This is a genomic window from Sinomonas mesophila (genome assembly GCF_001999765.1).
GTDB classification, from domain to species: Bacteria; Actinomycetota; Actinomycetes; order Actinomycetales; family Micrococcaceae; genus Sinomonas; species Sinomonas mesophila.
Window position 1 is genome coordinate 314,642 of the sequence record NZ_MTIC01000003.1, and the last position, 24,553, is coordinate 339,194.

A 24,553-nucleotide genomic window follows, 5' to 3' on the forward strand; every position below is an offset into this window, starting at 1 on the left:
GGCGCGCCCCTGTGCCTATAGTCGAGCCGCCGGCGGCCTTTCCCCCCATCGTGCCCGTGCGCCGGCGACGGATGCGCCGCGTCCCAACGGGCCCGGAAGAGCCATGATCCGCTTCGAGAATGTCACGAAGGTCTACGACAGGAAGGCCCGCCCGGCGCTGGACTCTGTCTCCCTGGAGATCCAACGGGGCGAGTTCGCCTTCCTCGTGGGCGCGTCCGGCTCGGGCAAGTCCACCTTCCTGCGCCTCGTCCTGCGCGAGGACCGGGCCACGAGCGGAGGAGTCTTCGTCGCGGGCCAGAACGTCGCCTCGCTCTCGAGCTGGCGGGTCCCGCGTCTGAGGCGCGGGATCGGCGTCGTGTTCCAGGACTTCCGTCTCCTGCCGCAGAAGACCGTCTTCGCGAACGTGGCGTTCGCGATGCAGGTGATCGGCCGCAACCGCAGCATCATCCGGGATGCGGTCCCGGAGGTCCTCAAGACGGTCGGCCTCGAGGGCAAGGAGCACCGCATGCCCCACGAGCTCTCCGGCGGCGAGCAGCAGCGCGTGGCGATCGCGCGCGCCGTCGTCAACCGCCCGGGCATCCTCCTCGCGGACGAGCCCACGGGAAACCTCGACCCCTCGACGTCGCAGGGCATCATGGCCGTCCTCGACAAGATCAACCAGAACGGCACGACCGTGGTCATGGCCACGCACGACACCGACATCGTCAACTCAATGCGCAAACGGGTCATCGAGCTCCAGGACGGCCACGTCATCCGGGACGAGGCTCGCGCCCTCTACACGTCCCTCATCCCGTCTGTGCCGCCCGCCGAACGGCGCGACGGGGAGGGAGGCCGAGCATGAGGGTCACCTTCATCCTCGGGGAGATCGCCTCGGGCCTGCGCCGCAACGTCTCGATGGTCGTCTCGGTCATCCTCGTGACCTTCGTCTCGCTCACGTTCGTCGGGGCCGCCGGCATGCTTCAGCTCCAGATCACGCAGATGAAGGGCTACTGGTACGACCGCGTCCAGGTGGCCATCTTCCTGTGCGGTGAGGGCTCGACGGCGCCTGGCTGCGTCAGTGGGCCCGTCACCGGGGAGCAGCAGGCGGCGCTCGCGGACCTGCTCGAGTCCCCGGCCGTGGCCCAGTACGTCAACGACTACCACTACGAGACGCGCGAGGAGGCGTACGAGCACTTCAAGGAGCAGTTCGCGAACTCGCCAATCGTGGACTCGGTGACGCCGGACCAGCTCCCCTCCTCCTTCCGGATCAACCTCAAGGACCCGGAGAAGTACCAGATCATCAGCGAGACGTTCTCGTCGCAGCCCGGGGTCGAGACCGTCGTCGACCAGCGCCAGCTGCTCGAACGGCTCTTCTCCGTGATGAACGGCGCGTCGCTCGTGGCGATCGTGATCGCGGGGATCATGATCGTGTGCGCGATCCTGCTCATCGCGACCACGATCCGGCTCTCGGCCTTCAGCCGCCGCCGGGAGACCGCGATCATGAGGCTCGTCGGCGCGTCGAAGATCATGATCCAGCTGCCTTTCGTGCTCGAGGGCGTGATCGCAGCAGCCGTGGGGGCCGTTCTCGCGTCGGCGACGCTCTGGGGCGTCTCCCAGTTCTTCCTGGGGGACGTTCTGGCGAAGCAGTATCCGGACACGGCGTTCATCTCGCCGTCCCAGACGCTCGTGCTTGCGCCGCTGCTCATCGCCCTGGGGATTTTGCTCGCTGGTGTATCCTCGATAGTGACCCTCCGTCGCTATCTCAAGGTCTAGCCAGGCAGGAGGGGAGGGGGGATCACATGAGCGCACGGAGGCGTGACGAACACGCAGCGGACCGACGGGCCCGCCGCCGCCGAATGGCAGGCACCGCGGCAGCACTCGCGCTCGTCGCTGCACTCTGCGCCTCCGGCCCGGCGGCGACGGCGGACGAGCTCGACGACCAGAAGGCACGGCTCGCGCAGCAGGCCCAGGACGTCCAGCACTCCCTCGAGTTCCTCGACGGCCGCATCGCGCAGGCCGCCGCGGACCTCGCGACCTACCAGGCACAGCTCCCCGGGGCGCAGCAGGCCCTCCTCGAGGCCCAGGACCGCGTGGCGGCTGCGACCGCCGAGGTCAACGCCCTCGCCGTCCGGGTCGACGCCGCCCAGCAGTCCAAGGCCAAGATCACGGCCCAGCTCGAGGCCGACCGCAGCAAGATGGACGAGACGAAGAAGCTCATCGGCCAGATCGCGAGCCAGGCCTACAAGACCGGCGGCGTCCCCTCGAACCTGAGCCTCATCTTCGGCTCGGCCGAGGGCGGGAGCCTCACCGGCTCGATCGACCTCGCCGACCAGGCCATGCGCAGCCAGAACACCGCGCTCGAGAAGCTGTCCCAGCAAAGCGCCGCGAACGTGAACGCCGAGGCGCGCCTCGCCGCCGTCGAGGAGGAGATCCGGGACCTCAAGGCCAAGGCTGACGAGGCCCTGCGCAAGGAGCAGGCAGCCCGCGACGAGGCAGCGGCCAGGAAGGCCGAGGTCGACAGGCTCATCGAGGAGACGGCCAGGCTCAACGCCGAGCTCGAGGCCGCCCGCCCGGCCATCCAGCGGCAGATATCCGACCTCAAGGCGCAGCAGGACCAGGTCGCCGCGCAGATCGTCGAGCGCGACCGGCGCCTGCGCGAGGCGTGGGAGGCCGAGCAGCGGCGCATCGCCGAGCAGCGAGCCGCCGAGGCCAGGGCCGCCGCGCTGGCCGCCGGGCAGGCTGCCGCCGCCGCGGAGGCCGCGGCGCAGGCCGCGCGCAACGCCGCGGTCCAAGTCGGCTCGCCGTCGGCCTTCGGGCTCATGAACCCGTTCCCCGGCGTCCCGATCACCTCCGGCTTCGGCTGGCGCGCCACCCCGCCCGGCTCCATCGACTTCTACGGCAGCGGCGGCTACATGCACACGGGCATCGACTTCGGTGCGGCCTGCGGCACGCCCGTCTATGCCCCGGCCGCGGGGACGATCACGACGGCGGGCTGGCTCAGCAACGGCGGCGGCAATTCGGTCATGATCTCCCACGGCGTCGTCCAGGGGAACTCGCTGACCACGGTCTTCTACCACAATTCCTCGGTGACGGTCAGGGTGGGCCAGTACGTGAGCCAGGGCCAGCTCATCGCCTACTCGGGCACGTCGGGCAACTCGACGGGCTGCCACTCGCACTTCGAGACGTGGCTCAATGGCTCGCCTGTCGACCCGATGGGCCTGCTGTAGACTGGATTGCCCCGCGCCGCACATCCGGCGCGCCCCCCGATGACGGATCCGGCGGCCCGCGCCGCTGACGAAGGACAAGGAGTCAGGCCGTGCCCAGAGAGAGTGGCCGGAAGGCTGTGGCCACCAACCGCAAGGCCCGGCACGACTACCACATCCTCGACACCTGGGAGGCTGGCCTCGTGCTCATGGGCACCGAGGTGAAATCCCTGCGCGAGGGGCACATCTCGCTCGGGGAGGGCTTCTGCCAGTTCACCAACGGCGAGCTCTGGCTTGAGGCCGTGAACATCCCCGAGTACTCGCAGGGCAGCTGGACGAACCACCCGTCCAAGCGGCGCCGCAAGCTCCTGCTGCATCGCGAGGAGCTGGCCAAGATCGAGCACAAGGTCAACGAGTCCGGGCTCACCGTCGTGCCCCTGCAGGTGTACTTCCACGACGGCCGCGCCAAGGTGGAGATCGCGCTCGCCCGAGGCAAGAAGGACTACGACAAGCGCCAGGCTTTGCGCGAGTCCCAGGACAAGCGCGAGGCCCTGCGCGAGATGCGGGAGCGCAACCGGCGCCGCTGACCTCCGACAGCGTCACGGGCACCGATGCGGGAAGGACGTTCCATGCCCAGAGCTGGCGCCATGGCGAGACTCGCCATCGCCGCGGGGGCCCTTGCCGTGCTGACCCTCGTGGCTATCGTCCTCCCGCGCCTCTGGGGGCCTCCCGCCCCTGCGGGCTCCCCGTCGGCGTCTCCCACCGAGCCCACGCCATCGGCGCGGACGACCGCGGCGGCGGCCACGCCGTCGTCCGCCGCCCCTGAAGGCCCGCCGCCGCCCCCGCCCAGCCGCGCGCAGTACGTCCTCGGCGGGCTGAGCCTCGAGCAGCGCGCGGGGCAGGTCATGATGGTCGGCTCGCCCGTCGCGGGGCCGGACGCCGTCACGCTCGATGCGCTCGGCCGCACGGGGATCGGCAACGTCTTCCTGCGCGGGCGCACGACGGCGGGCGCGGCGGCCGTCGCGGGCGCCGTCGCGGCCGTGCGCGCCCCGGCGACAGTGCCGATGCCCGCCGGCCCCGTGGCCCCCTTCGTCGCGACCGACCAGGAGGGCGGGCACGTGCAGATCATGCGTGGCCCGGGTTTCAGCAACATCCCCTCGGCCCGTACCCAGGGGACGATGGACCCGGCCGACCTCCGGGCCGCGGCGGCGGCGTGGGGCCGCGAACTCGCGGCAGTCGGCGTCAACGTCAACTTCGGCCCCGTGCTCGACACCGTGCCCTCGCCCGCGTTCGCGCCGTACAACGCACCCATCGGGCGCTGGGAGCGCGAGTACGGGTACACGCCGGAGGCGGTCTCGACGAGCGGGCTCGCGTTCGCCCAGGGCATGGCGGATGCCGGCGTCGCAGCGACCCCCAAGCACTTCCCCGGGCTCGGCCGGGCGACGGCCAACACCGACACGAGCGCGGACGTCGCGGATCCCGAGGCGACGCGCAGCGATCCGTATCTCGTCCCGTTCCGGGACGCCGTCCGCGCAGGTGCCTGGTGGGTCATGCTCTCGAATGCGCTCTATCCCGGCATCGATCCCGGCAGTCTCGCCGTCTTCTCCCCGACGGTCATCCAGGGCATGCTGCGCGGCGACCTGGGCTTCACCGGGGTTGTCGTGTCCGACGACGTGTGCGACGCGGTGCAGCTCTCGGCCGTCCCGCCCGAGCGGCGCGGCGCCGACTTCATCGCGGCGGGAGGGTCGATGGCGCTGTGCACCAATGCGGGCATGGCGCCGAGGCTCTGGCAGGGGATCGTGGATCGGGCCCGCGCGGACCCCGCGTTCGCGCAGGCGCTCGACGCCGCGGCGCTCGCCGTGCTCGAGGCGAAGGAGCGCGCTGGGCTGCTCCCTGGCTGAGGGCTCTCGGGGGCTCGGCGGTGCACGGGAATGCCATCGCCCGGGAATATCTGTGCGGACCGAGACGCTATACTGGATGTTCCGGCGGCCGAGAGGCTGGCCGGTCAGTGTCACAGCTGAGTCAGTTTGACAACTGAAAAGGGGATGATCGGTTTCGACGATGTAGGTCGCGACAGGTGAAGCGGGCCGAGGATGCAGAGTCATCTCGTCAACGCTCTCTGCAAACCAATAAGTGCCAACTCTAAGCGCACTGACTTCGCCCTCGCTGCCTAAGTAGCGAGCAAGTCCGTCAGCCCGGGATTGCTATCGTCCCGGATCCTGGCGTCGATTAGATAGCCACTGCTGGCAGTCCTCGTCATCGGGGCTGTCGGGACTCTTAGATGACTGGGCCCGGGTCAGCCACTGGCGTGCATGATGGCTGGGGCCGAGAAATCCCGACGCACGCTGCGCCCGGAGAATCCCTGGCAAAGCCGCATCGGACGGGGGTTCAATTCCCCCCATCTCCACTGTGAACACAGGAACGCCCCCGGTCTTCGGACCGGGGGCGTTCCTGCGTCCGCGATGCTGTGGCGGCCCTCGGCTGGCTAGCGCCCGAGCGTGCAGCCGGGGTGGCTGTGCTCGCTGTGGACCCACAGCGAGTCGGCGACCTCGTCGGCAACGTCGAAATCGCGCTCCTCGCCGCCCTGCCGGATCCGCACGACGAGCGGCCCGCCGAAGGGCTTGCGGCGCACGATCTGCACGTCGGCGTCGAGCACGATGTGCTCGGTCGCGAGGTAGCGCAGGAGATCTGGGTTGTCGTCGCTGATGCGTGTGATCCTGCCCTCGTGGCCGGGGTCCAAGTCGCTGAGCCGGTGCGCGTCGGGGCGGCTGACCTGGCCCGACGCGCTGGGGATCGGGTCCCCGTGCGGATCCCGGTCGGGATGCCCCAGCTTGGCCGCGAGCCGCGAGACGAAGAGGTCCGAGACCGCGTGCTCGAGCTGCTCGGCCTCGTCGTGGACCTCGTCCCACCGGTAGCCGAGCTCGTTGACGAGGAACGTCTCGAGGAGCCGGTGGCGGCGCACCATGGTCAGGGCGAGGTCCCGGCCGGCGTCCGTGAGCCGCACGGCCCCGTAGGGGCGGTGGTCGACGAGGCCCTGGTCCTTGAGCTTGCGGACCATCTCGGAGACGGATGAGTTCGCGACGCCGAGGCGCGCCGCGAGCTGTGAGGACGTGATGGGCTTGTCCTGCCACTCCGTGAAGGAGTAGATGACCTTCACGTAGTCCTCGATCGAGGATGAGGGGGCGCTCTTCACGACACCAGCCTACCCAAGCGCCCGGGGCACGGCCCGCCAGGCCTGCGTCAAGTAGGGGAGGGCGAGGGCCTCGCCGGGCATGTGGCCGAGGTGCTCGAGGAGGTACCACGCCAGGTTGTCTTCGACCGTGGCGCGGTGCCGGGCCGAGGCCCTGAGGTAGTAGCTGCGGGACTTGGCGAGCTCGACGATCCCCTCCGGCGTGATGGCGTCCTCCCAGCGGAAGAGCGCCGACTCCCAGCCGGCGAGCTCGGGGCCCGACGGCGGGTGGTAGTCGGGCTTGTGGACGTCGCCCGCGTGCATGATGCGAGAGAGCCGGTGCACCCAGGCCACGGTCGTGTCCAGCTGGTTCCACACGAGCCCCGCCCGCCCTCCCGGGCGCAGGAGACGCGTGGCCTCCCTGGTCGCGGCCCGGGTGTCGAACCAGTGCCAGGCCTGGGCCGCGACCACGAGGTCGGCGCTCGCATCGGGAAGGCCCGTCGATTCGGCTGGGGCCACGACGCACCGAGCGCCGGGATGGAGCCGCTCGAGTTGGGCGAGCATGTCCGCGCTCGGATCGACGGCAGTGACCTCGAGCCCGCGGGCGATCAGGAGGGCGGTGAACTTGCCGGTGCCGGCGCCGAGGTCGACGGCGGTGCGGGCGCCCGCGGGGATGAGCCAGTCCGCCGCGTCCTCGGGGTAGCCCGGCCTGACGCGCTCGTAATGCTCACCGCCGGCCTCGAAGGCCGCGGCGAGCTCGCGCCGTCGTGTCGCGCCGAGCTTCGGCCCGCCCCGTCCCATCGTTCCTCCTGACGTCCCCCAGCAATCTACCCCAGCACGCTGGGACCGGGCCGGGAGCGGCGCGGGTGCGGAGCCTACGTCAGTCGGTGCTGCAGGGCGCCGCGCCCGCGGTGCCCGGGGTGTTGGGCGCCCAGTCGGGGAAGACGCGGGTGTCGCGGGCAGGGACCCAGCGGCCCGCGTCCACGACGTAGTCGAGCCCGAGGCCCTTCTCGACGAGCTGGCGGACGCCCCCGACGAGCCGCTCGACGTCCTCGAGCCGCGAGCCGACGCCGAAGCTGGCTCGGAGCGAGCCCGAGGCGAGGCCCAGGCGGCGCAGGACGGGGTGGGCGCAGAACCGGCCGTCCCGCACGCCCACGCCGTGCTCGGCCGAGAGGTACGCGGCCGTGAGGCCGGAATCGTGCCCCGCGACGGAGAAGTTGACGACGCCGATGGCTCCGCCGGCGGAGGGTTCAGACGAGGCGTCGGCCTCCGAGTCGGCGAAGAGCCGGTGCACGGTCACGCCGTCGATGTCGGACAGCCCGTCGATGAGCGCGGCCCGCAGCTGCTGCTCGTGACGGTGCCAGAGGCCCTCGTCGAGGCCGCCGAGGACCTGGGCAGCGCGCGCGAGCGTCGCCGCGCCGAGCACGTTCGGGGAGCCGCCCTCGTGCCGGGCCGGGCCCTCGGCCCACGTGACGGCGTCGAGCCGGACCTCGCGCACGGCCCCGCCGCCGGCGAGGTGAGGCCGGCCGGCGTCGAGCCAGTCGGGCCGGCCGAGGAGCACGCCGCTGCCGAACGGCGCATAGAGCTTGTGGCCCGAGAACGCGAGGTAGTCGATGCCGGTTCCGGCGACGTCGATGCGGCGGTGCGGGGCGAGCTGCGCGGCGTCGACGGCGATGCGTGCGCCGTGCTCGTGGGCGAGCTCGGCGAGCGTCGCGAGCGGCAGGACCTCGCCGGTGACGTTCGAGGCGCCCGTGACGGCGAGGAGGCTCACGCCCCCGTCGGAGAGCTGGAGCCGGACGAGCTCGAGGGTCTCGGCGATCGTGCCGGCAGCGATGACGCTGCGGTGCGGCCGCGCCTGCCACGGGAGGAGGTTCGCGTGGTGCTCGACGTCGAGGTACAGGACGTCGCCGCGCGCGGGGAGGCAACCCGCGAGGAGGTTGAGCGACTCGGTCGTGTTGCGCGTGAAGATGACGGCGTCGTCGTCGCGGCCGCCGACGAAGCTCCGCACGATCGCGCGGGCGTTCTCATACACGCTCGTGCTGATCTGGGACGCGTACCCGGCGCCGCGGTGCACGCTCGCGTAGTAGGGGAGGACCTCGTTCAGGTGGGAGGCAACGTCCGCGAGGGCCGGGGCCGACGCCGCGTAGTCGAGGTTTGCGTACCGGACCTCGCCGCCACCGACGAGCGGCGCGCGGAGTTCGGAGCCGACGACCTCGGCGAGCGGGGCGAGGGCATCGGGGTAGGCATCGCGGGACAGGACAGGGGCGTGGGAGAGGGCAGTGCTCACGGGGCATACCTCGCATGAGTGAGGGACCGCAGGGTCCGCGCTTGCCGCATCCGCTCCGGACCGGCCTGGTCGTCACCCGGGGCACCCCACCGCGGTTGGAGGGTTGCCGGCCAGCAAACCGGGGTTTCGCGCTGGCACTCGTGACCTGTCCACGACAGTAGGGCACGGGCGCGCCCCCGCGCACCCGCGCCGCCTGTGTGACGCGATTGTGACGCGAGTGCGTCACACAGCCGCCGCGTCAGAGCAGGTCGTCGTACCCGGGGTTGAGGCGGCTCAGCGCCTCGGAGTGCAGGATGCCGTTGGTCGCGAGGGCGTTGCCGCCCCACGGGCCCTCCTTGCCCTCGAGCGACGTGAACCGGCCGCCGGCCTCGGTGACGATCGGCACGAGCGCTGCCATGTCGTAGAGCGCGAGCTCGGGCTCCGTTGCGATGTCCACGGCACCCTCGGCGACGAGGCAGTACGACCAGAAGTCGCCGTAGGCGCGCGTCCGCCACACGTCCTCGGTGAGCCCGAGGAAGTCGTCGAGGTTCCCGCGCTCCTTCCAGCCCGAGAGGCTCGAGTACGAGAGCGAGGCATCGCCGAGCTTGGCGACGTTGCTCACGCGCAGCCGGGTCGCGGAGGCGAGCGAGCGGCCCGTGTACGCGCCCGCGCCCCTCGCCGCCCACCACCTCCGGCCGAGGGCGGGGGCGCTCACGACGCCGACGACGATCTCGTCCCCGTCGGCGAGGGCGATGAGCGTGGCCCACACGGGCACCCCCCGCACGAAGTTCTTCGTGCCGTCGATCGGGTCGATGATCCAGCGCCGGGACCCGTGGCCCGTCGTGCCGAACTCCTCGCCGACGACGGCGTCGCGCGGGCGGGAGCGCGAGAGCTGGCCACGGATGGCCTCCTCGGCGGCGCGGTCCGCGTCCGTGACGGGCGTGAGGTCGGGCTTCGTCTCGACCTTGAGGTCGAGGGCCTTGAACCGCTCCATCGTCTGGGCGTCGACGGAGTCCGCCAGCACGTGGGCCAGGCGGAGGTCGTCGTTGTAGGTCTCGGGCTCGTGGTTCATGGACCCCACGCTATCGCCTCGGCGCGCCTCGCGGCCGCAGGCGCGAAGGGGCGGTTAGGCTCCGAGCTCCTTGGATTCCTGCGCCTCCTCGCGGGGATCCGCGCCGAGCAGGCGGCGCAGGGACGCGAGGCGGGCGGGGCCGGCGTCGCCCGCGTGCCCCTCGGCGACCCACGCGTCGAGGCCGCAGCCCACGGCTGCGGCATCGTGCCGGCAGCCCCGCTCGCAGGCCTCGGTCCCCGGCTCGAGGTCGCCGAACGCATGCAGGATGCGGTCCGGGTCCACGTGCGCGAGCCCGAACGAGCGGATGCCGGGGGTGTCGATGATCCAGCTGCCCGGCGCGGCGTCCTCGAGCCGCAGCGCGAGGGCGGACGACGACGTGTGGCGCCCGCGCCCGGTCACGGCGTTGACGCCGCCGGTCGCCCGGTCGGCGCCCGTGAGCGCGTTGACCATGGTCGACTTGCCCACGCCCGAGTGGCCGAGCAGCACCGTGACGCGCCCCTCGAGCTCGGCGCGCAGGGCGCGGACGGCGTCCTCGTCGAGCCGGGCCGAGGAGCCGTCCGCGCCGCGGGCATCGATGCCCTGTGCCTCGACGCCGCGCGCCTCCCGGGCGTGCTCGCCGCCAGCCACATCGCCGCCGTCCTCGGGCTCCTCCGGCCCTGCCGCTGTCCGGCTCACGACGACGGCGAGCGGCAGCTGCTCGTAGGTCGCCAGGAGCGGGGCCGGGTCTCGCAGGTCCGCCTTGGTCACGAGCAGAAGCGGCTCGATGCCGGCGTCGTAGGCGGCGACGAGCGCCCGGTCGATGAAGCCCGTGCGCGGCTCGGGGTTCGCGGCCGCGACGACGATCACGAGCTGGTCGGCGTTGGCGACGACGACGCGCTCGACCGGGTCCGTGTCGTCGGCGCTGCGCCGCAGCAGTGTGCGGCGCTCCTCGACGCGCACGAGCCGCGCGAGGGTGTCCGGCCGCCCGGACACGTCCCCGACGAGGGCCACGAAGTCCCCGGGGACGACGGGGGTGCGGCGCAGCTCGCGGGCGCGGGCCGCGATGACGATCCTCTCCTGGGGGGTGTCCTCGGCGACCACGGCCGTGTACCGGCCGCGGTCCACGGTCACGATCCGGCCGACGACCGCGTCCTCGTGGCTCGGCCGGTCCTTCGTGCGGGGGCGGCTGCCGCGCTTGTTCGGCCGGACGCGGACGTCGCTCTCGTCCCACTCCCGGGGCATGTCAGGCGCCGGCTCCCTGCGTGCTCGGAGCGACCTGGGCCAGCATGCGCGCCCACATCTGCGGGAACTCGGGCATGGTCTTGGACGTCGTGGCGATGTCCTCGACCTCGACGCCCTCGACCGCGAGGCCCCAGATCGCCCCCGCCGTGGCCATGCGGTGGTCCGCGTAGGAGCGCACGACGGCGCCGTGCAGCGGGGCGGGGCGGATCACGAGCCCGTCCTCGGTCTCCTCGGCGTCGCCGCCGAGGCGCGTGATCTCGTTCACGAGCGCGGCCAGCCGGTCCGTCTCGTGGCCGCGCAGGTGGGCGATGCCCGTGAGCCGCGAGGGCGTGTCGGCGAGGGCGCACAGGGCCGCGACGGTCGGGGCGAGCTCGCTCGTGTCCGCGAGATCCGCGCCGGTGATGCGCTCGCCCCCGCGCACAGTGAGGGTCCCGCCGTCGAGCGTCACGTCGGCGCCGAGCTTCGGCAGGATGGTGCGCCACGCATCGCCGACCTGGGTCGTGCCGGCGGGCCAGTTGGGCACGCGGACGGTGCCGCGGGTCGCGAGGGCTGCCGCGAGGAAGGGGCCCGCGTTGGAGAGGTCCTGCTCGATGCGCACGTCGAAGGCGCGGATCGGGCCCGGGGCGACGACCCAGTGGTTCGGCACGGAGTCGTCGACCTCGACGCCGAGCTCGCGCAGGACCGAGACGGTCATGGCGATGTGGTCGAGGCTGGGCACCGGCCGGCCCACGTGCTCGAGGTGCAGGCCCTGCTCGAAGCGGGCGCCGGCGAGGAGGAGCGCCGAGACGAACTGGCTCGAGCCGGAGGCGTCGAGCACGACGTGCCCGCCGGGCACCGAGCCCGTGCCGTGGAGCGTGAAGGGGAGCGAGGACGGCCGGCTGCCGTCGGGGGAGGCGAGCCCGATCCCGAGGGCCTCGAGCGCGTCGATGACGGGGCCCATGGGGCGCACTCGGGCGTGCGGGTCGCCGTCGAACGCGACGCTCCCGCGGTAGAGCGCGGCGATCGGCGGCACGAAGCGCATGACGGTGCCCGCGAGTCCGCAGTCGACCTGTGCCGTGCCTGCGGCCTCCCCGGCTGGCAGGGGGGTGACCTCGAGGTCGGGGCCGAAGTCGCCGTCGCCCGGGACTTCCGTCACGGTCGCGCCGAGGGCGCGCAGGGCACCCACCATGAGGGCCGAGTCCCGCGAGTGCAGGGGCGCGCGCAGGCGGCATGGGCCGTCGGCGAGGGCCGCGAGGATGAGGTAGCGGTTGGTGAGCGACTTGGAGCCCGGCACCGTGACGGTCGCGTCGACGGGGCGCGTAGCGAAGGGCGCCGGCCAGGATGCCGTCACGGGAGCACGCCCGCCGCGGTGTCCACGGCCTCGCGGGCGGCGGAACGGACTGCCCGCTCGGCGCGGCGTCCCGCCTTCTCCGCTGCGTGGAGCTGGCGCCGGCCGGCCTTCGCCGTGTCCGCCGCGAGGTGCTGCGCGCGCCACACGAGCGAGGGACGGCCCGCGGTGTCGACGGCGGCGAGCAGGACGCCCCCGCCGAGGGAGAGGTTCTTGAGCAGGCCAGCGCGCCGCGCGGCGCGGCCCTCGGGGGAGCTGATGTCCGCCGTGCGCCACTCGACGAAGGCGTTGAGGGCGCTCGTGACCGCGAGGACCGTCGCCGAGAGCCGCGGTGCCTTGCCGAGCGCGTACAGCACGCCGGCACCGAACTGCGCCGCGCCGAGCGTGCGTGCGAGGACGCGCTCGTCGACGCGGATGGGCAGCGCGTCCGCGGCGCGCCGGAGCACGGGGGAAAGCTGTTCCGCTGTGTCGTCCGCGTTCTTCAGCTTGTCCGCCCCGGCCACGATGAACGACGAGGCGAGGAGCGGGCGGGCGATGAATCGGACTGCGGTCATGAGGCCTCCTGGAGGTTCTGCGGGCGTGCTCCGACGGTCCCCAGTCTCGCACCTTTGGGGAATATTTTCCTGCGAGCGCGGCGTTGTGCCGGGCAGAGAAAGCCCGCAGACCAGGAGGGAGGCCGAGTGCTGGTCCTCGACCGTGCCACCCTGGCCCCGACAGTAGACTGGTCGGCAATGACCAGTGCCCAGCCCCGCGAGCCCGAGACCGACCTGGACGATCCAATCGTCGCGGACGACATCGCGCGCGCCGGTGACCCGCGCGCCTCGGACGACGGCGCCGCAGCGGGTGGGCCTGGGGAGACGGCCGACGAGCGCCGCGCCCGCTTCGAGCGGGATGCGATGCAGTACGTCGACCAGCTGTACTCCGCGGCGATGCGCATGGCCCGCAACCCGGCCGACGCCGAGGACCTGGTCCAGGAGGCCTACGCGAAGGCGTTCGCGGCCTTCCACCAGTACCGCCCGGGGACGAATCTCAAGGCGTGGCTCTACCGGATCCTGACGAACACGTACATCAACCTGTACCGCAAGCGGCAGCGCGAGCCGCAGCAGGCCGGGACGGACACGGTCGAGGACTGGCAGCTGGCCCGCGCCGAATCGCACACGTCAACCGGCCTGCGCTCCGCCGAGGCGGAGGCGCTCGACCGCCTCCCGGACTCCGACGTCAAGGAGGCCCTCGCCTCGATCCCCGAGGAGTTCCGCCTCGCCGTCTACTTCGCCGACGTGGAGGGGTTCGCGTACAAGGAGATCTCCGAGATCATGAGCACACCCATCGGCACGGTCATGAGCCGGCTGCACCGCGGGCGGAAGATGCTCCGCGACCGGCTCGCCGACTACGCCGCAGAGCGCGGGTTCGCGGGCGCCCGCGCCGTCGCAGCGCAGAACAGTGCGCCGAACGCAACGCAGCACACAGCGCAGACCACGGCCCAGGAGAAGGAACGATGAACGACTGCCAGGGACTGGGCGACTGCGACGACAGCCGCCTCCAGCGGCTCTACGAGTACCTCGACGGTGCGCTCCCGGCCCATGACGTGGCCGAGATCCGCGCGCACCTCGAGACATGCTCCGAGTGCCTCGAGGAGCACAACCTCGAGTGCATGATCCGCTCCGCCATGAAGCGCAGCTGCCACGAGCAGGCGCCGGACAAGCTCAAGGTCTCCATCCTGGACAAGATCCACGCGCTGCGCGCCGAGGCGTGATGCCCGGCGCCCGCCGGACGTGACGGCCGCAGACACAGCAGGAGGCCCCTGACCAGACGGTCCGGGGCCTCCTGCATGCTCGGCGCGCGCTCAGGTGTTGGGGCGCTTGCCGTGGTTCGCGCCGCCGCGCTTGCGGTCACGGCGCTTGCGTGCACGCTTGCTCATAGCTGGCCTCCTTCGACGTAGTTGGACTTCCTGGCCGAGAAGGCCGCCCCCCAGTCTCCCACACGCGTCGGGCAGAGCCTAAACGCCCCGGCGCTGTCGCACGGGGCGCGGTAGGGGCACCTCAGCGGAGGGAGTTACGGATCGCGATGCGGGCCTGGCCGAGGACCGTGCGCAGCGTCTCGAGGGTCACCTCGCTGAGCGGGCGGGTCGCGGTGTGGGTGCGCAGCTCGACCCGGATGTCGTCCCGGAAGGCCTGGACGAGCATCTCCGCCTCGGCAAGCCGCCCGACGCCTTCTGCCCCCGCGGCCGCCCTCCTCGCCGTGTGCCGCGCGGTCTCGGCCGTCGCGGCGAGGTCCGCGCGGAGCCCGCGCATGGTGGCCTTGAGCTCGGTGCGCAGGGAGTCGGCGAGCCGGTGCACAGAGGCCGCGATGTCCTCCTCGACGTCGGCGAGGTCCCCCCGGCGCGCGTCGAGCTCGGCCAGGCCCGCCTCCGTGACCGAGTACAGCGTGCGGCGCCCCTCCGCCCGGGTCAGGACGAGGCCCTCCTCCTCGAGCTTGGACAGGCGAGGGTAGACCGTTCCGGGGCTGGGGGAGTAGGCCCCGCCGAAGCGGTCGCTCAGGGCCCGGATGAGCTCGTAGCCGTGCTTGGGCCCCTCCTCGAGCAGTGCGAGCAGGTACAGCCGCAGGGCCCCGTGGGCGAAGACGGGAGGGGCCATCAGCCCATCGCCCCCTCGGGCGCCGCCGGCGCCGTCGGGTCCTCGAGCCTGTGCACGACCGAGATGTTGCCCGAGACCGTATTGGCCCGCATCAGCATGAGCTTGGCGTCGGGGCCCAGGATCGCGGTGAGCTTGCCGCCCGTGGGGCTGAAGCGCTGGTCGTCGACGACGATCCTCCCCGAGGCCGTGTTCGCCGAGAGGTCCACGCCGACGTCGTGGGGCAGGCGGATGGTCAGGTCGCCGCTGACGGTGTTGGCCCCGAGATCCTCGCAGAAGCCCGAGGAGTCGAAGGCGAGATCGCCCGAGACGGAGTTCGCGCGGACGTGGCGGAGGTCCCCTGACGCCGTGACCTCGCCCGAGACGGTCCTGGACGTGAGCACGCCCTCATGGCCCCGCGCGATGACCTCCCCCGACACGGTGCTGATATGGAGCTGGCCCGACGTGCCGTCCGCCATGATCGACCCCGAGACGGTGTTGAGACGCGTGAGCGGGCGCGCCCCGGAGACGAGCCCGTCCGCGCTCACCGTCCCCATCTCGACGGCGGTCCCGGCGGGGACGGAGATGCTCACGACGGCGTGGTTCTCGCTCGTCCCGGCCACGGTGCCCATGAGGTTCTTGAACCAGCCCTGGGCGCCGTGGCGCTGATGGCGGACCTCGAGCCTCCCGCCCTCGAGGCTCACGCTGATCGGGTCCCCGCTGACCTCGGTGACCTCGATCCGGGCCGCCGTGCCGGAAGCGTCGGCGGCGTCCTCCTGGACGAGGACATCGAGGCGGCCGGCGACGATCCCCGCCTTGAGCGAGGAGACCCCCTCGAGGTCGATGGTCTGGGGCCCGGTGACGGACCAGCTCTCCGCGGACATTTTCCCTCCTGGTGCAGAACCCGGTGCTGACGCCAAACGCGATATATCGCATCTGGCTATCTCACGATATATCGCGTTTTCGGGCGGGGCAAGACCCGGCGGAGCCGGGCCGGGGCCCCATGTCCGGGCGCCTACTGCGGCTGGGGCAGCCGGAGCCAGGGGAACCAGCCCCGGTGGAGGACCAGCCACGCGATGAGCCCGTAGCCCGCCTGGCCCGGGGCGCCGGCATTCGCCGCGAGGTCGCCGCGCCACTGCTCGTGGTTCAGCAGCGGGGAGAACGTGTCGACGTAGTAGTGGTTGCGGCGCGTCGTGACGTCGGCGAAGGCCGTGTTGAGCTCCGCGAGCCGCCGGTTCTGCACCGGGTCGAGCGTGGGCGGCGGGCCGACGACGAAGACCTCGGTGCTGTTCTGCTGGGCCGAGTCGAGGATGTTCGCGACGTTGAGCCTGCTGCGGGCGGGCGTGATGCCGAACGCGATGTCGCGGCCGGAGAGGCCGATCACGAGCCTGTTCTCGAAGCCGTCGCCGAACCGGCGCAGGGCCTCGTCCTCCCAGCGGGCCGCGAGCCCTTCCGTGCCTTCCTCCGGGGCCGCGAGCACGTAGCTCTCGAGGGTCAGTTCTTCGCGCGGCGTGCGGGCCAGGACCCTGCCGATCCATCCGAGGGCCCGTGGATCACCGTTGCCCGCCAGCAGCTCGTCGCCGATCGCCGCGAGGCGAAGCTTCCTCTCGTGCGCCATCCACAATCCCCTCGTCATGGGCTACCGGCCCTGCTCTCGGCTTCCGAGTCTAGCGAAGGAAGGAGTCGCCGCTGCGCCGCCGTGCGCGCACGCCCGCACGGACGACGGCGGCCGGTTCCCTCGGAGTCGAGGGGACCGGCCGCCGTCGTGGATCAACCTGACGCTACGCGCGGTCGAAGGCGTCGCGGAGGAGGATCTCCTGCTCCGCCGTGTGCCGCTTCATCGAGCCCGCGCTCGTGGACGCCGACGCCGGGCGCGAGGCGACGCGGATCCGCTTGTCGAGGGCCGGGGCCAGGCTCACGGCCATGTACGGCCACGGGCCCTGGTTCGCGGGCTCGTCCTGGGCCCAGACGACCTTGGCGTTCGGGTACTTCGCGAGCTCGGCCTCGATCTCCGCCTGGGGCAGCGGGTACAGCTGCTCGACGCGGATGATCGCGGTCTTCGTGTCCTTCGCCTTGGCACGCGACGTGAGCAGGTCGTAGTACAGGCGCCCCGAGACGAGGATCACCTGCTCGACGGCCGCGCCGTCGAGCTGCTCGTGCTCGCCGATGACCGGCCGGAACGAGTCCGTGGTGAAGTCCTCGACCGAGGAGGCCGCACCCTTGAGGCGCAGGAGCTGCTTCGGCGTGAACACGACGAGCGGCTTGCGCGGGCGGCTGTACGCCTGGCGGCGCAGCAGGTGGAAGTGCGACGCCGGCGTGCTCGGCTGCGCGACGACCATGTTGTCCTCCGCGCACAGCTGCAGGAAGCGCTCGATCCTCGCGGACGAGTGGTCCGGGCCCTGGCCCTCGTAGCCGTGCGGCAGGAGCATGACGAGCGAGGAGCGCTGGCCCCACTTCTGCTCAGCCGAGGAGATGAACTCGTCGATGACGGTCTGGGCGCCGTTGACGAAGTCGCCGAACTGGGCCTCCCACAGCACGAGCGCGTCCGGGCGCTCGACGGAGTAGCCGTACTCGAAGCCGAGGGCGGCGTACTCGGAGAGCGACGAGTCGTAGATCGAGAGCTTCGCCTGATCCTCGGAGAGGTTCGCCAGCGGAGTCCACTCGGCGCCCGTCGTGCGGTCGTGGAAGACGGCGTGGCGCTGGACGAATGTGCCGCGGCGCGAGTCCTGGCCCGCAAGGCGGACGGGGACGCCCTCGGTGATGAGGGAGCCGAACGCAGCGACTTCGCCGAAGCCCCAGTCAATGCCGCCCTCGCGGGACATCTGCTCGCGCCGCTCGAGGAGCTGCTTGAGCTTGGCGTGGACCGTGAAGTCCTCGGGCACTTGGACGTGCGCCTGGCCGATGCGGGCGAGCAGCTCGGGGCTGATCGACGTCGAGCGCGGCGTGCGGACGGCGTCGTCGTCCTGCTGCTGGGCGATCGGGCGCTCGAGGTCCGCGACGGCCCGGGCGTCCGCCGTGACCACCGGGATCGGCGACGTCTGCGCGGCATGCGTCTCCGCGAAGACGCGCTCGAGGCGCTCCTGGTAGTCGCGGAGGAGCTGCTCGGCCTCGTCCTGCGTGATGTCGCCACGGCCGATGAGGCTCTCGGTGTAGAGCTTGCGCACCGAGCGCTTGGCCTCGATGAGGTTGTACATGAGCGGCTGCGTCATCGACGGGTCGTCGCCCTCGTTGTGGCCGCGGCGGCGGTAGCACACGAGGTCGATGACGACGTCCTTGTGGAACCGGTCGCGGAAGCGGTACGCGAGCTGCGCGACGCGGGCGACAGCCTCGGGGTCGTCGCCGTTGACGTGGAAGACGGGCGCCTGGACCATCTTGGCCACGTCCGTCGAGTACACCGACGAGCGCGACGCGGACGGCGAGGTCGTGAAGCCGACCTGGTTGTTCACGATGATGTGGATCGTGCCACCGGTGCGGTAGCCGCGCAGCTGCGAGAGGTTGAGCGTCTCCGCGACGACGCCCTGGCCCGCGAAGGCCGCGTCGCCATGGACCAGGATCGGCAGAACGGGGAAGGCCTCGCCCTGGTCGAGTCGGTCCTGCTTCGCGCGGACGATGCCCTCGAGCACGGAGTCGACGGCCTCGAGGTGCGAGGGGTTCGCAGCGAGGTAGACCTTGGTCTGCTTGCCGTTCTCGGCCGTGAAGGTGCCCTCGGTGCCGAGGTGGTACTTGACGTCGCCCGAGCCCTGGACGCTGCGCGGGTCCTGGGTGCCCTCGAACTCGCGGAAGACCTGCGCGTAGGTCTTGCCGGCGATGTTCGTGAGGACGTTGAGGCGGCCGCGGTGCGCCATGCCGATCGCGACCTCGTCGAGGCCGTCCTCGGCCGCCTCGGAGAGCACCGCGTCGAGCAGCGGGATGAGCGACTCGCCGCCCTCGAGGGAGAAGCGCTTCTGGCCGACGAACTTGGTCTGCAGGAACGTCTCGAAGGCCTCCGCCGCGTTGAGGCGCGACACGATGCGCAGCTGCTCCTCGCGGCTGGGCTTCCTGTAGGGGTGCTCGATCTCGTCCTGGAACCACTGGCGCTCGGCCGGCTCCTGGAGGTGCATGTACTCCGTGCCGGTCGTGCGGCAGTACGCGTCGCGGAGCACGCCGAGGATGTCGCGGAACTTCATCTTCGGCCGGCCGCCGAAGCCGCCCGTGGGCCACTCGCGGTCGAGGTCCCACAGGGTCAGGCCGTAGGTGAGCACGTCGAGGTCGGGGTGCTTGCGCTGGACGTACTCGAGCGGGTTGGTGTCCGCCATGAGGTGCCCGCGCACGCGGAACGCGTGGATGAGCTGCTGGATCCGGGCCACCTTGTTGATGGCGTCCTCGGGGTTGACCTGGAGGTCGGGGCTCCAGCGCACCGGCTCGTACGGGATGCGCAGGGACTCGAAGATCTCGTCGTAGAAGCCCTGATCGCCGAGGAGCAGCTGGTGCACGATCCGGAGGAACTCGCCCGAGCCGGCGCCCTGGATGACGCGGTGGTCGTAGGTCGAGGTCAGGGTGATGACCTTGCCGACGGCGTTCTGCGCGAGGATCTTCTCCGAGGAGCCCTGGAACTCGGCCGGGTACTCGAGGGCGCCGACGCCCACGATCGCGGCCTGGCCCTTGGACAGGCGCGGCACGGAGTGAACGGTGCCGATGCCGCCGGGGTTCGTCAGCGAGACCGTCGTGCCCGCGTAGTCGTCCGCCGTGAGCTTGCCGTTGCGGGCGCGCTTGATGAGGTCCTCGTACGTGTGCCAGAAGTCCGAGAAGTTCATCGTCTCGGCCTTCTTGACGTTCGGCACGACGAGCAGGCGCGTGCCGTCGTCCTTCGGCAGGTCGATCGCGATGCCGAAGTTCACGTGTGCGTGCTGGATCGCGACCGGCTTGCCGTCGACCTCGTCGTAGGAGACGTTCATCGAGGGCATGAGCTTGAGCGCCCGGATCACGGCGAAGCCGATGAGGTGCGTGAAGGAGACCTTGCCGCCGCGCACGCGCGTGAGGTGGTTGTTGATCACGACGCGGTTGTCCATGAGCAGCTTCGCCGGGACGGCGCGCACCGTGGTCGCGGTCGGGACCTCGAGGCTCGTGACCATGTTGGTCGCGATGGCCTTCGCCGGCCCGCGCAGCGGGGAGACGATGTCTTCCTCGATCGTCTCGTCCTTGGCCGTCTTCGGCAGCTGGGCGGGGATGAGGCCTGTCGACGAGGGCTTGGCGCCGTCGCGGACGACGGCGGCCGCGCCCTTCTTCGGCGCGCCCGCCGGAGCGGCAGCCGGCTGGGCCGCGGGAGCGGGCTGCGCCGGGGCGGGAGCGGGCTGCGCCGGGGCGGCCTGCGCGGCGGGGGCCGCGGGGGCAGGAGCGGCGGGGGCCGCGGGGGCGGGAGCGGCGGGGCCCGCGGAGCCCTGGGCCTGGGGCGTGGCCGGTCGCGTGGCCTCCTGCGTGGTCACGTCCACGGCTGGCGCCTTCCCCGAGCCATTGGACGTGTGGCCGCTGTCCGAGTCGAAGGACTCGAACAGCGGCCACCACTTGGAGTCCACGGAGTTCTTGTTCTGCTGGTACTGCTCGTAGAGCTCGTCCACAAGCCACTCATTGCCGCCGAATTCCTCGGGCAGGCGGTGGGTTGGCAGTTCTGGCACTGGAGATACGCCTCTTCCATCGATACGTTGGCCCGCCGTCCGCGGCTCCGCGCCTGGCGCCCGGGCGCATGGCCGCTAGGGCCCACGCGCTGTCGTCCAGAGGCTGGCCGGATCCGCCGACCGCCGTGGCCCCCATCAAGGGGCACACGCTCCTGAATAGTGTAGTGACCCGACGTGCTAATGGGGCAATCTGAGTCCGGTATCACAGTCGGCTGCGCGGTGCGGTGGCGCGCTGGCGCAGTGCCCCCCGTCTCGCTGGCGCGGACGCCGCGCTGATACGCTGGAACCACTATGGACGGCACCTCTAGATGCCGGCCCGGACGTGGGCGCATTGGGCGCGCCCGCGGCCGTCGCGCCGGCAGACACCGTGTATTTGCCCCCTCCGACTCGCGCGGCCGAACCCCCGCCACGGACCTCAGGCCAGGTGCCTGAGCGTGGAATGGATTCTGCTGGCCGCCGGCCTGGCCCTCATCCTCGGCACCGGGTTCTTCGTCGCGGTCGAGTTCTCGCTCGTCGCGCTCGACCAGGCGACCGTCCAGCGCAGCATCGACGCCGGCGAGCCCGGCGCCGAGGCGCTCCTGCGCTGCCTCAAGACCCTCTCGACCCAGCTCTCGAGCTGCCAGCTGGGCATCACCCTCACGACACTCCTGACGGGCTACGTCATGGAGCCGTCCGTCGGGAGCCTCCTCGAGACTCCGCTCGCCGCGCTCGGCGTCCCGGCCGCCCCTGCCGTGTCGCTCACCGTCGCGATGGCTCTGGCCACGCTCCTGTCGATGCTCATCGGCGAGCTCGTGCCGAAGAACCTCGCGATCGCGCGGGCGCTCGGGATAGGGCGCGCCGTCGCCCCCGCCCAGCTCGTGTTCACGGCCGTCTTCAAGCCCGCGATCATCGTCCTCAACGGCTTCTCCAACCGCGTCCTGCACTCGATGGGGATCGAGGCCAAGGAAGAGATCTCGGGCGCGCGCTCGCCCGCCGAGCTCGCGTCCCTCGTCCGGCGCTCGGCCGAGCTCGGCACCCTCGATGAGGGCACCGCGCGCTTCGTCGCCCGCACGCTGAGCTTCTCCGAGCGCACGGCGGCCGACGTCATGACCCCGCGCATGCGCGTGACGACGGTCGAGGCGACCGAGCCCGTCGACGCCGTCGTGGACGCCGCCCGCCGCACGGGCCATTCGCGCTTCCCGGTCATCGGCGACTCGCCGGACGACATCCGCGGCGTCGTGCACGTCAAGAAGGCCGTGGCCGTCCCGCGCAAGCGGCGCGGCAAGGTCGAGTCGGGGGCCATCATGGCCGACGTCCTGCGCGTGCCCGAGACGATCCATCTCGACGCGCTCATCTCGCAGCTGCGCGACGGCAACCTCCAGCTCGCCGTCGTGCTCGACGAGTACGGCGGCACGGCGGGGATCGTGACCCTCGAGGACCTCGTCGAGGAGATCGTCGGAGAGGTCTCCGACGAGCACGACCGGCTCGCGCCCGGCGTCCTGCAGAGCGCCGCCGGGGACTGGTACTTCCCGGGGCTCATGCGGCCCGACGAGGTCTCCGAGCAGGTGCCCGGCCTCGTGGTCGAGGACAGCCCCGCCTACGAGACCGTCGGCGGGTTCGTCATGAGCTCGCTCGGGCGCATCGCGTCGACCGGCGACTCTGTCGACCTCGACGGCGGGCGCCTCGAGGTGGTCCGCATGGACGGACGGCGCGTCGACCGGCTCAAATTCGTGGCGGCGCGCGCTGGGGCTGCGGGCATGGAGCCCGCCGCGAACGACGGCGGGAGGGCCGCGTGATGGGGGACTGGGCCGGGATCGTGTGGCTCGCCGTGCTCCTGCTCGGCAACGCCTTCTTCGTCGGCGCCGAGTTCGCCATCATGAGCGCGCGGCGCAGCCAGATCGAGCCCCTCGCGGAGGGCGGCTCGGGACGCGCCCGGACGACGCTGCAGGCCATGGAGAGCGTCTCGCTCATGCTCGCGTGCGCGCAGCTGGGCATCACCGTGTGCTCCCTCCTGATCCTGCAGGTCGCCGAGCCGGCCATCCACCACCTCATCGGCGATCCGCTCCACGACCTCGGGCTCCCCGACGAGCTCGCGGACGGTGCCGGCTTCGCGTCGGCGCTCGCGATCGTCACGTTCCTGCACGTGACCTTCGGCGAGATGGTCCCGAAGAACATCTCGGTCTCGGCCGCCGACCGATCGGCGCTGCTCCTCGCCCCGGCGCTCATGGGCGTCGCGCGCGTCGTCAGGCCCGTCATCCACTTGCTCAACGGGAGTGCGAACGCGATCCTGCGGCTCCTGCGGGTCGAGCCCAAGGCCGAGGTGACCTCGAGCTTCACCCTCGAGGAGGTCCAGTCGATCGTCGAGGAGTCCACCCGTCGGGGACTCGTCGACGACGAGTCGGGCCTGCTCTCGGGCGCCCTCGAATTCTCCGACCTCACGGCGGCGAGCATCATGGTGCCCGTCGGCGAGCTCGTGTCGCTGCCCACCTCGACCACGCCCGCGGAGTTCGAGAAGGCCGTCGCGAAGACCGGCTTCTCGCGCTTCCCGATGGTCGACGACGCCGGCGACCTCGCGGGCTACCTCCACGTCAAGGACGTGCTGGCGATCTCGGCGGACGCCCGGGACCGCCCGATCGGCGAGGCAAGAGTCCGCTCCCTCGCGAACCTGGGGCTCGACGACGAGATCGAGGACGCGCTGTCCGCGATGCAGAAGTCAGGCCTCCACCTGGCCCGCGTGATCGGCCCGGGCGGCGCGACGCTCGGCGTGGTGTTCCTCGAGGACGTCATCGAGGAGCTCGTCGGGGAGATCCGGGACGCGACCCAGAGCCGCGGCGCCCGGCGGTACGAGAACGGGGCCGCGGGCCACTGAGCGCTGGCGCCCCGGGGCTGCAGACCTAAATGTGAATTGTTCCCAAGAAGCGGTACAGTGGACGGGAACTTGCGATCCGTTCTCATGTGGAGCGGGTCGGCCCGGCGCCGAGGCGCCGTCCAGCCACGATGAGAACCGAGGATCCTGTGCGCTCTCCCCTTCTCCGCCCTGCTACTGCCCGCGGCGCTGCCCTCCGTGCCGCTGCTCTTGGCGCCTCAGCCGTTGCCGCGGCGGCCTCCCTGCTCCTGACGGCGTGCACCCCGGCGCAGCCCGGAACGGGTGGCGGCGGCGACGCCGCCGGCCCGATCGCTGTCGTCGCGTCGACGAACGTCTACGGAGACCTCGTCGAGACGATCGGGGGCGACCGCGTTGCGGTGACCTCGATTGTGACCAAGCCGACCCAGGACCCGCACTCGTACGAGGCCACCGCGCAGGACCGCCTCGCCGTGTCCAAGGCCCGCCTCGTCGTCGAGAACGGCGGCGGCTTCGACCCGTTCCTCGGCCCGCTCGTGCAGGAGGCCAAGCTCGGTGACTCCGCGGTCATCACGGCCGTCCAGGTCGCGGGGCTCGAGGCGGGGGGCGCCCACACCGAGGGCGCCCACAGCGAGGGCACGCATACCGCGGAGACCTCCAGCGCCGCCGCGGACCCGCACGCCGGCCACAACCACGCCTTCAACGAGCACGTCTGGTACGACGTCCACGCCATGTCCAAGGTCGTGACCGAGATCGCCGAGCGTCTCGGCGCGCTCGAGCCCGCCTCGGCCGAGAAGTTCAGCGCCCGGGCAGTGGAGATCACTGCCAGGCTCGAGGCGGTCGAGGTCACGCTCGAGCAGGTCAAGGCGGCCCACGGCGGCAAGACCGTGGTCATGACCGAGCCCGTGCCGTTCTACCTGCTCGAGGCCGCTGGCCTGGAGAACGCGACTCCCGAGGCCTTCACCGAGGCTATCGAGGAGGAGCAGGACGTCCCGCCGGCCGCGCTCAAGGAGACCCTCGACCTCGTCTCGTCCAAGGGCGTCGCGCTGCTCGCGTACAACAAGCAGACCGAGGGCCCGCAGACGCAGGCCGTGCGCAAGGCGGCCGAGGACGCCGGGGTGAACGTCGTCGAGTTCACCGAGACCCTCCCCGAGGGCAGCGACTACGCGGCCTGGATGCAGGCCAACGCCGAGGCGGTCGCGAAAGCCCTCGCGTGATCGACGAACGCCTGATTG

22 protein-coding genes, 1 other RNA gene and 1 riboswitch are annotated in these 24,553 nt (G+C 71.7%); of the genes, 11 read left to right on the forward strand and 12 right to left on the reverse strand.

The window, feature by feature from the left end; translation table 11 throughout:
* The first annotated feature begins 103 nt into the window (after positions 1 to 103).
* The 6 genes from ftsE to ssrA all read left to right on the forward strand — a co-directional run bounded on the left by ftsE (position 104) and on the right by ssrA (position 5,592).
* Entirely contained in the window at positions 104 to 841 is a 738-nt protein-coding gene (ftsE, locus tag BV907_RS12775) for a cell division ATP-binding protein FtsE (RefSeq protein WP_077490092.1), read from the forward strand.
* A complete protein-coding gene (gene ftsX / locus BV907_RS12780; protein ID WP_077490093.1) occupies positions 838 to 1,752 on the forward strand; it encodes a permease-like cell division protein FtsX in 915 nt (304 codons plus the stop codon). Before ftsE ends, ftsX begins: the two co-directional genes overlap by 4 nt.
* Before the next feature lie 26 nt (positions 1,753 to 1,778).
* Positions 1,779 to 3,206 carry a peptidoglycan DD-metalloendopeptidase family protein gene (locus tag BV907_RS12785; protein WP_077490094.1) on the forward strand — a complete coding sequence of 476 codons (1,428 nt, stop codon included), beginning with the start codon at positions 1,779 to 1,781 and terminating at the stop codon, positions 3,204 to 3,206.
* An 89-nt stretch (positions 3,207 to 3,295) separates the two neighbouring features.
* A complete protein-coding gene (gene smpB, locus BV907_RS12790) occupies positions 3,296 to 3,769 on the forward strand; it encodes an SsrA-binding protein SmpB (protein ID WP_077490095.1) in 474 nt (157 codons plus the stop codon).
* Between the two features lie 60 nt (positions 3,770 to 3,829).
* Positions 3,830 to 5,083, forward strand: a complete 1,254-nt coding sequence (locus BV907_RS12795) for a glycoside hydrolase family 3 N-terminal domain-containing protein (RefSeq protein ID WP_077490096.1) — start codon at positions 3,830 to 3,832, stop codon at positions 5,081 to 5,083.
* Between the two features lie 140 nt (positions 5,084 to 5,223).
* Positions 5,224 to 5,592: a transfer-messenger RNA gene (gene ssrA / locus BV907_RS12800) on the forward strand.
* Between the two features lie 75 nt (positions 5,593 to 5,667).
* Here ssrA and BV907_RS12805 read toward each other — a convergent pair.
* From BV907_RS12805 to BV907_RS12835, 7 genes are all read right to left on the reverse strand, one after another.
* On the reverse strand, positions 5,668 to 6,375 hold the full coding sequence (locus BV907_RS12805) for a metal-dependent transcriptional regulator (protein WP_077490097.1): 708 nt from the start codon (positions 6,373 to 6,375) through the stop codon (positions 5,668 to 5,670).
* Between the two features lie 9 nt (positions 6,376 to 6,384).
* Entirely contained in the window at positions 6,385 to 7,152 is a 768-nt protein-coding gene (locus tag BV907_RS12810; RefSeq protein ID WP_077490098.1) for a class I SAM-dependent methyltransferase, read from the reverse strand.
* Between the two features lie 79 nt (positions 7,153 to 7,231).
* Positions 7,232 to 8,638 carry an aminotransferase class V-fold PLP-dependent enzyme gene (locus BV907_RS12815; protein ID WP_077490099.1) on the reverse strand — a complete coding sequence of 469 codons (1,407 nt, stop codon included), beginning with the start codon at positions 8,636 to 8,638 and terminating at the stop codon, positions 7,232 to 7,234.
* Between the two features lie 32 nt (positions 8,639 to 8,670).
* Positions 8,671 to 8,784, reverse strand: a riboswitch (SAM riboswitch).
* A gap of 92 nt (positions 8,785 to 8,876) precedes the next feature.
* A complete protein-coding gene (hisN, locus tag BV907_RS12820; protein ID WP_077490100.1) occupies positions 8,877 to 9,689 on the reverse strand; it encodes a histidinol-phosphatase in 813 nt (270 codons plus the stop codon).
* Between the two features lie 54 nt (positions 9,690 to 9,743).
* Positions 9,744 to 10,910 carry a ribosome small subunit-dependent GTPase A gene (gene rsgA, locus BV907_RS12825; protein WP_077490101.1) on the reverse strand — a complete coding sequence of 389 codons (1,167 nt, stop codon included), beginning with the start codon at positions 10,908 to 10,910 and terminating at the stop codon, positions 9,744 to 9,746.
* A 1-nt stretch (position 10,911) separates the two neighbouring features.
* Positions 10,912 to 12,240, reverse strand: a complete 1,329-nt coding sequence (aroA, locus tag BV907_RS12830; protein WP_077490102.1) for a 3-phosphoshikimate 1-carboxyvinyltransferase — start codon at positions 12,238 to 12,240, stop codon at positions 10,912 to 10,914.
* Positions 12,237 to 12,791, reverse strand: coding sequence for a DoxX family protein (locus BV907_RS12835; RefSeq protein WP_077490103.1), 555 nt, complete (start codon positions 12,789 to 12,791; stop codon positions 12,237 to 12,239). Before BV907_RS12835 ends, aroA begins: the two co-directional genes overlap by 4 nt.
* Positions 12,792 to 12,968: 177 nt before the next feature.
* Between BV907_RS12835 and BV907_RS12840 the strand changes: the two genes are divergently transcribed.
* On the forward strand, positions 12,969 to 13,736 hold the full coding sequence (locus BV907_RS12840; protein ID WP_077490104.1) for a sigma-70 family RNA polymerase sigma factor: 768 nt from the start codon (positions 12,969 to 12,971) through the stop codon (positions 13,734 to 13,736).
* Positions 13,733 to 13,990 carry a mycothiol system anti-sigma-R factor gene (gene rsrA / locus BV907_RS12845; protein WP_077490105.1) on the forward strand — a complete coding sequence of 86 codons (258 nt, stop codon included), beginning with the start codon at positions 13,733 to 13,735 and terminating at the stop codon, positions 13,988 to 13,990. Before BV907_RS12840 ends, rsrA begins: the two co-directional genes overlap by 4 nt.
* 90 nt (positions 13,991 to 14,080) lie before the next feature.
* Here rsrA and BV907_RS19795 read toward each other — a convergent pair whose 3' ends face one another.
* The 5 genes from BV907_RS19795 to BV907_RS12865 form a co-directional block, all read right to left on the reverse strand.
* Positions 14,081 to 14,155: a 50S ribosomal protein bL37 gene (locus BV907_RS19795; RefSeq protein WP_369299106.1), complete on the reverse strand. Its 75-nt coding sequence runs from the start codon at positions 14,153 to 14,155 to the stop codon at positions 14,081 to 14,083.
* 121 nt (positions 14,156 to 14,276) lie between these two features.
* Complete coding sequence (locus BV907_RS12850; protein WP_077490106.1) at positions 14,277 to 14,870, reverse strand: PadR family transcriptional regulator; 594 nt, start codon at positions 14,868 to 14,870, stop codon at positions 14,277 to 14,279.
* A complete protein-coding gene (locus BV907_RS12855; RefSeq protein ID WP_077490107.1) occupies positions 14,870 to 15,730 on the reverse strand; it encodes a DUF4097 family beta strand repeat-containing protein in 861 nt (286 codons plus the stop codon). Before BV907_RS12855 ends, BV907_RS12850 begins: the two co-directional genes overlap by 1 nt.
* A gap of 131 nt (positions 15,731 to 15,861) precedes the next feature.
* Entirely contained in the window at positions 15,862 to 16,464 is a 603-nt protein-coding gene (locus BV907_RS12860) for a GDSL-type esterase/lipase family protein (protein ID WP_175637457.1), read from the reverse strand.
* 163 nt (positions 16,465 to 16,627) lie between these two features.
* The gene (locus BV907_RS12865; protein ID WP_077490109.1) at positions 16,628 to 20,497 is read right to left on the reverse strand and encodes a multifunctional oxoglutarate decarboxylase/oxoglutarate dehydrogenase thiamine pyrophosphate-binding subunit/dihydrolipoyllysine-residue succinyltransferase subunit; all 3,870 of its coding nucleotides are present in this window, start codon (positions 20,495 to 20,497) and stop codon (positions 16,628 to 16,630) included.
* Between the two features lie 434 nt (positions 20,498 to 20,931).
* On the opposite strand from BV907_RS12865, the gene BV907_RS12870 reads away from it, so the two are divergent.
* The 3 genes from BV907_RS12870 (at position 20,932) to BV907_RS12880 (ending at position 24,535) form a co-directional block, all read left to right on the forward strand.
* Positions 20,932 to 22,272: a hemolysin family protein gene (locus BV907_RS12870; protein ID WP_077490110.1), complete on the forward strand. Its 1,341-nt coding sequence runs from the start codon at positions 20,932 to 20,934 to the stop codon at positions 22,270 to 22,272.
* Positions 22,272 to 23,345 carry a hemolysin family protein gene (locus BV907_RS12875; protein WP_077490111.1) on the forward strand — a complete coding sequence of 358 codons (1,074 nt, stop codon included), beginning with the start codon at positions 22,272 to 22,274 and terminating at the stop codon, positions 23,343 to 23,345. Before BV907_RS12870 ends, BV907_RS12875 begins: the two co-directional genes overlap by 1 nt.
* Before the next feature lie 146 nt (positions 23,346 to 23,491).
* The gene (locus tag BV907_RS12880; protein WP_245827952.1) at positions 23,492 to 24,535 is read left to right on the forward strand and encodes a metal ABC transporter solute-binding protein, Zn/Mn family; all 1,044 of its coding nucleotides are present in this window, start codon (positions 23,492 to 23,494) and stop codon (positions 24,533 to 24,535) included.
* Positions 24,536 to 24,553: the final 18 nt, after the last annotated feature.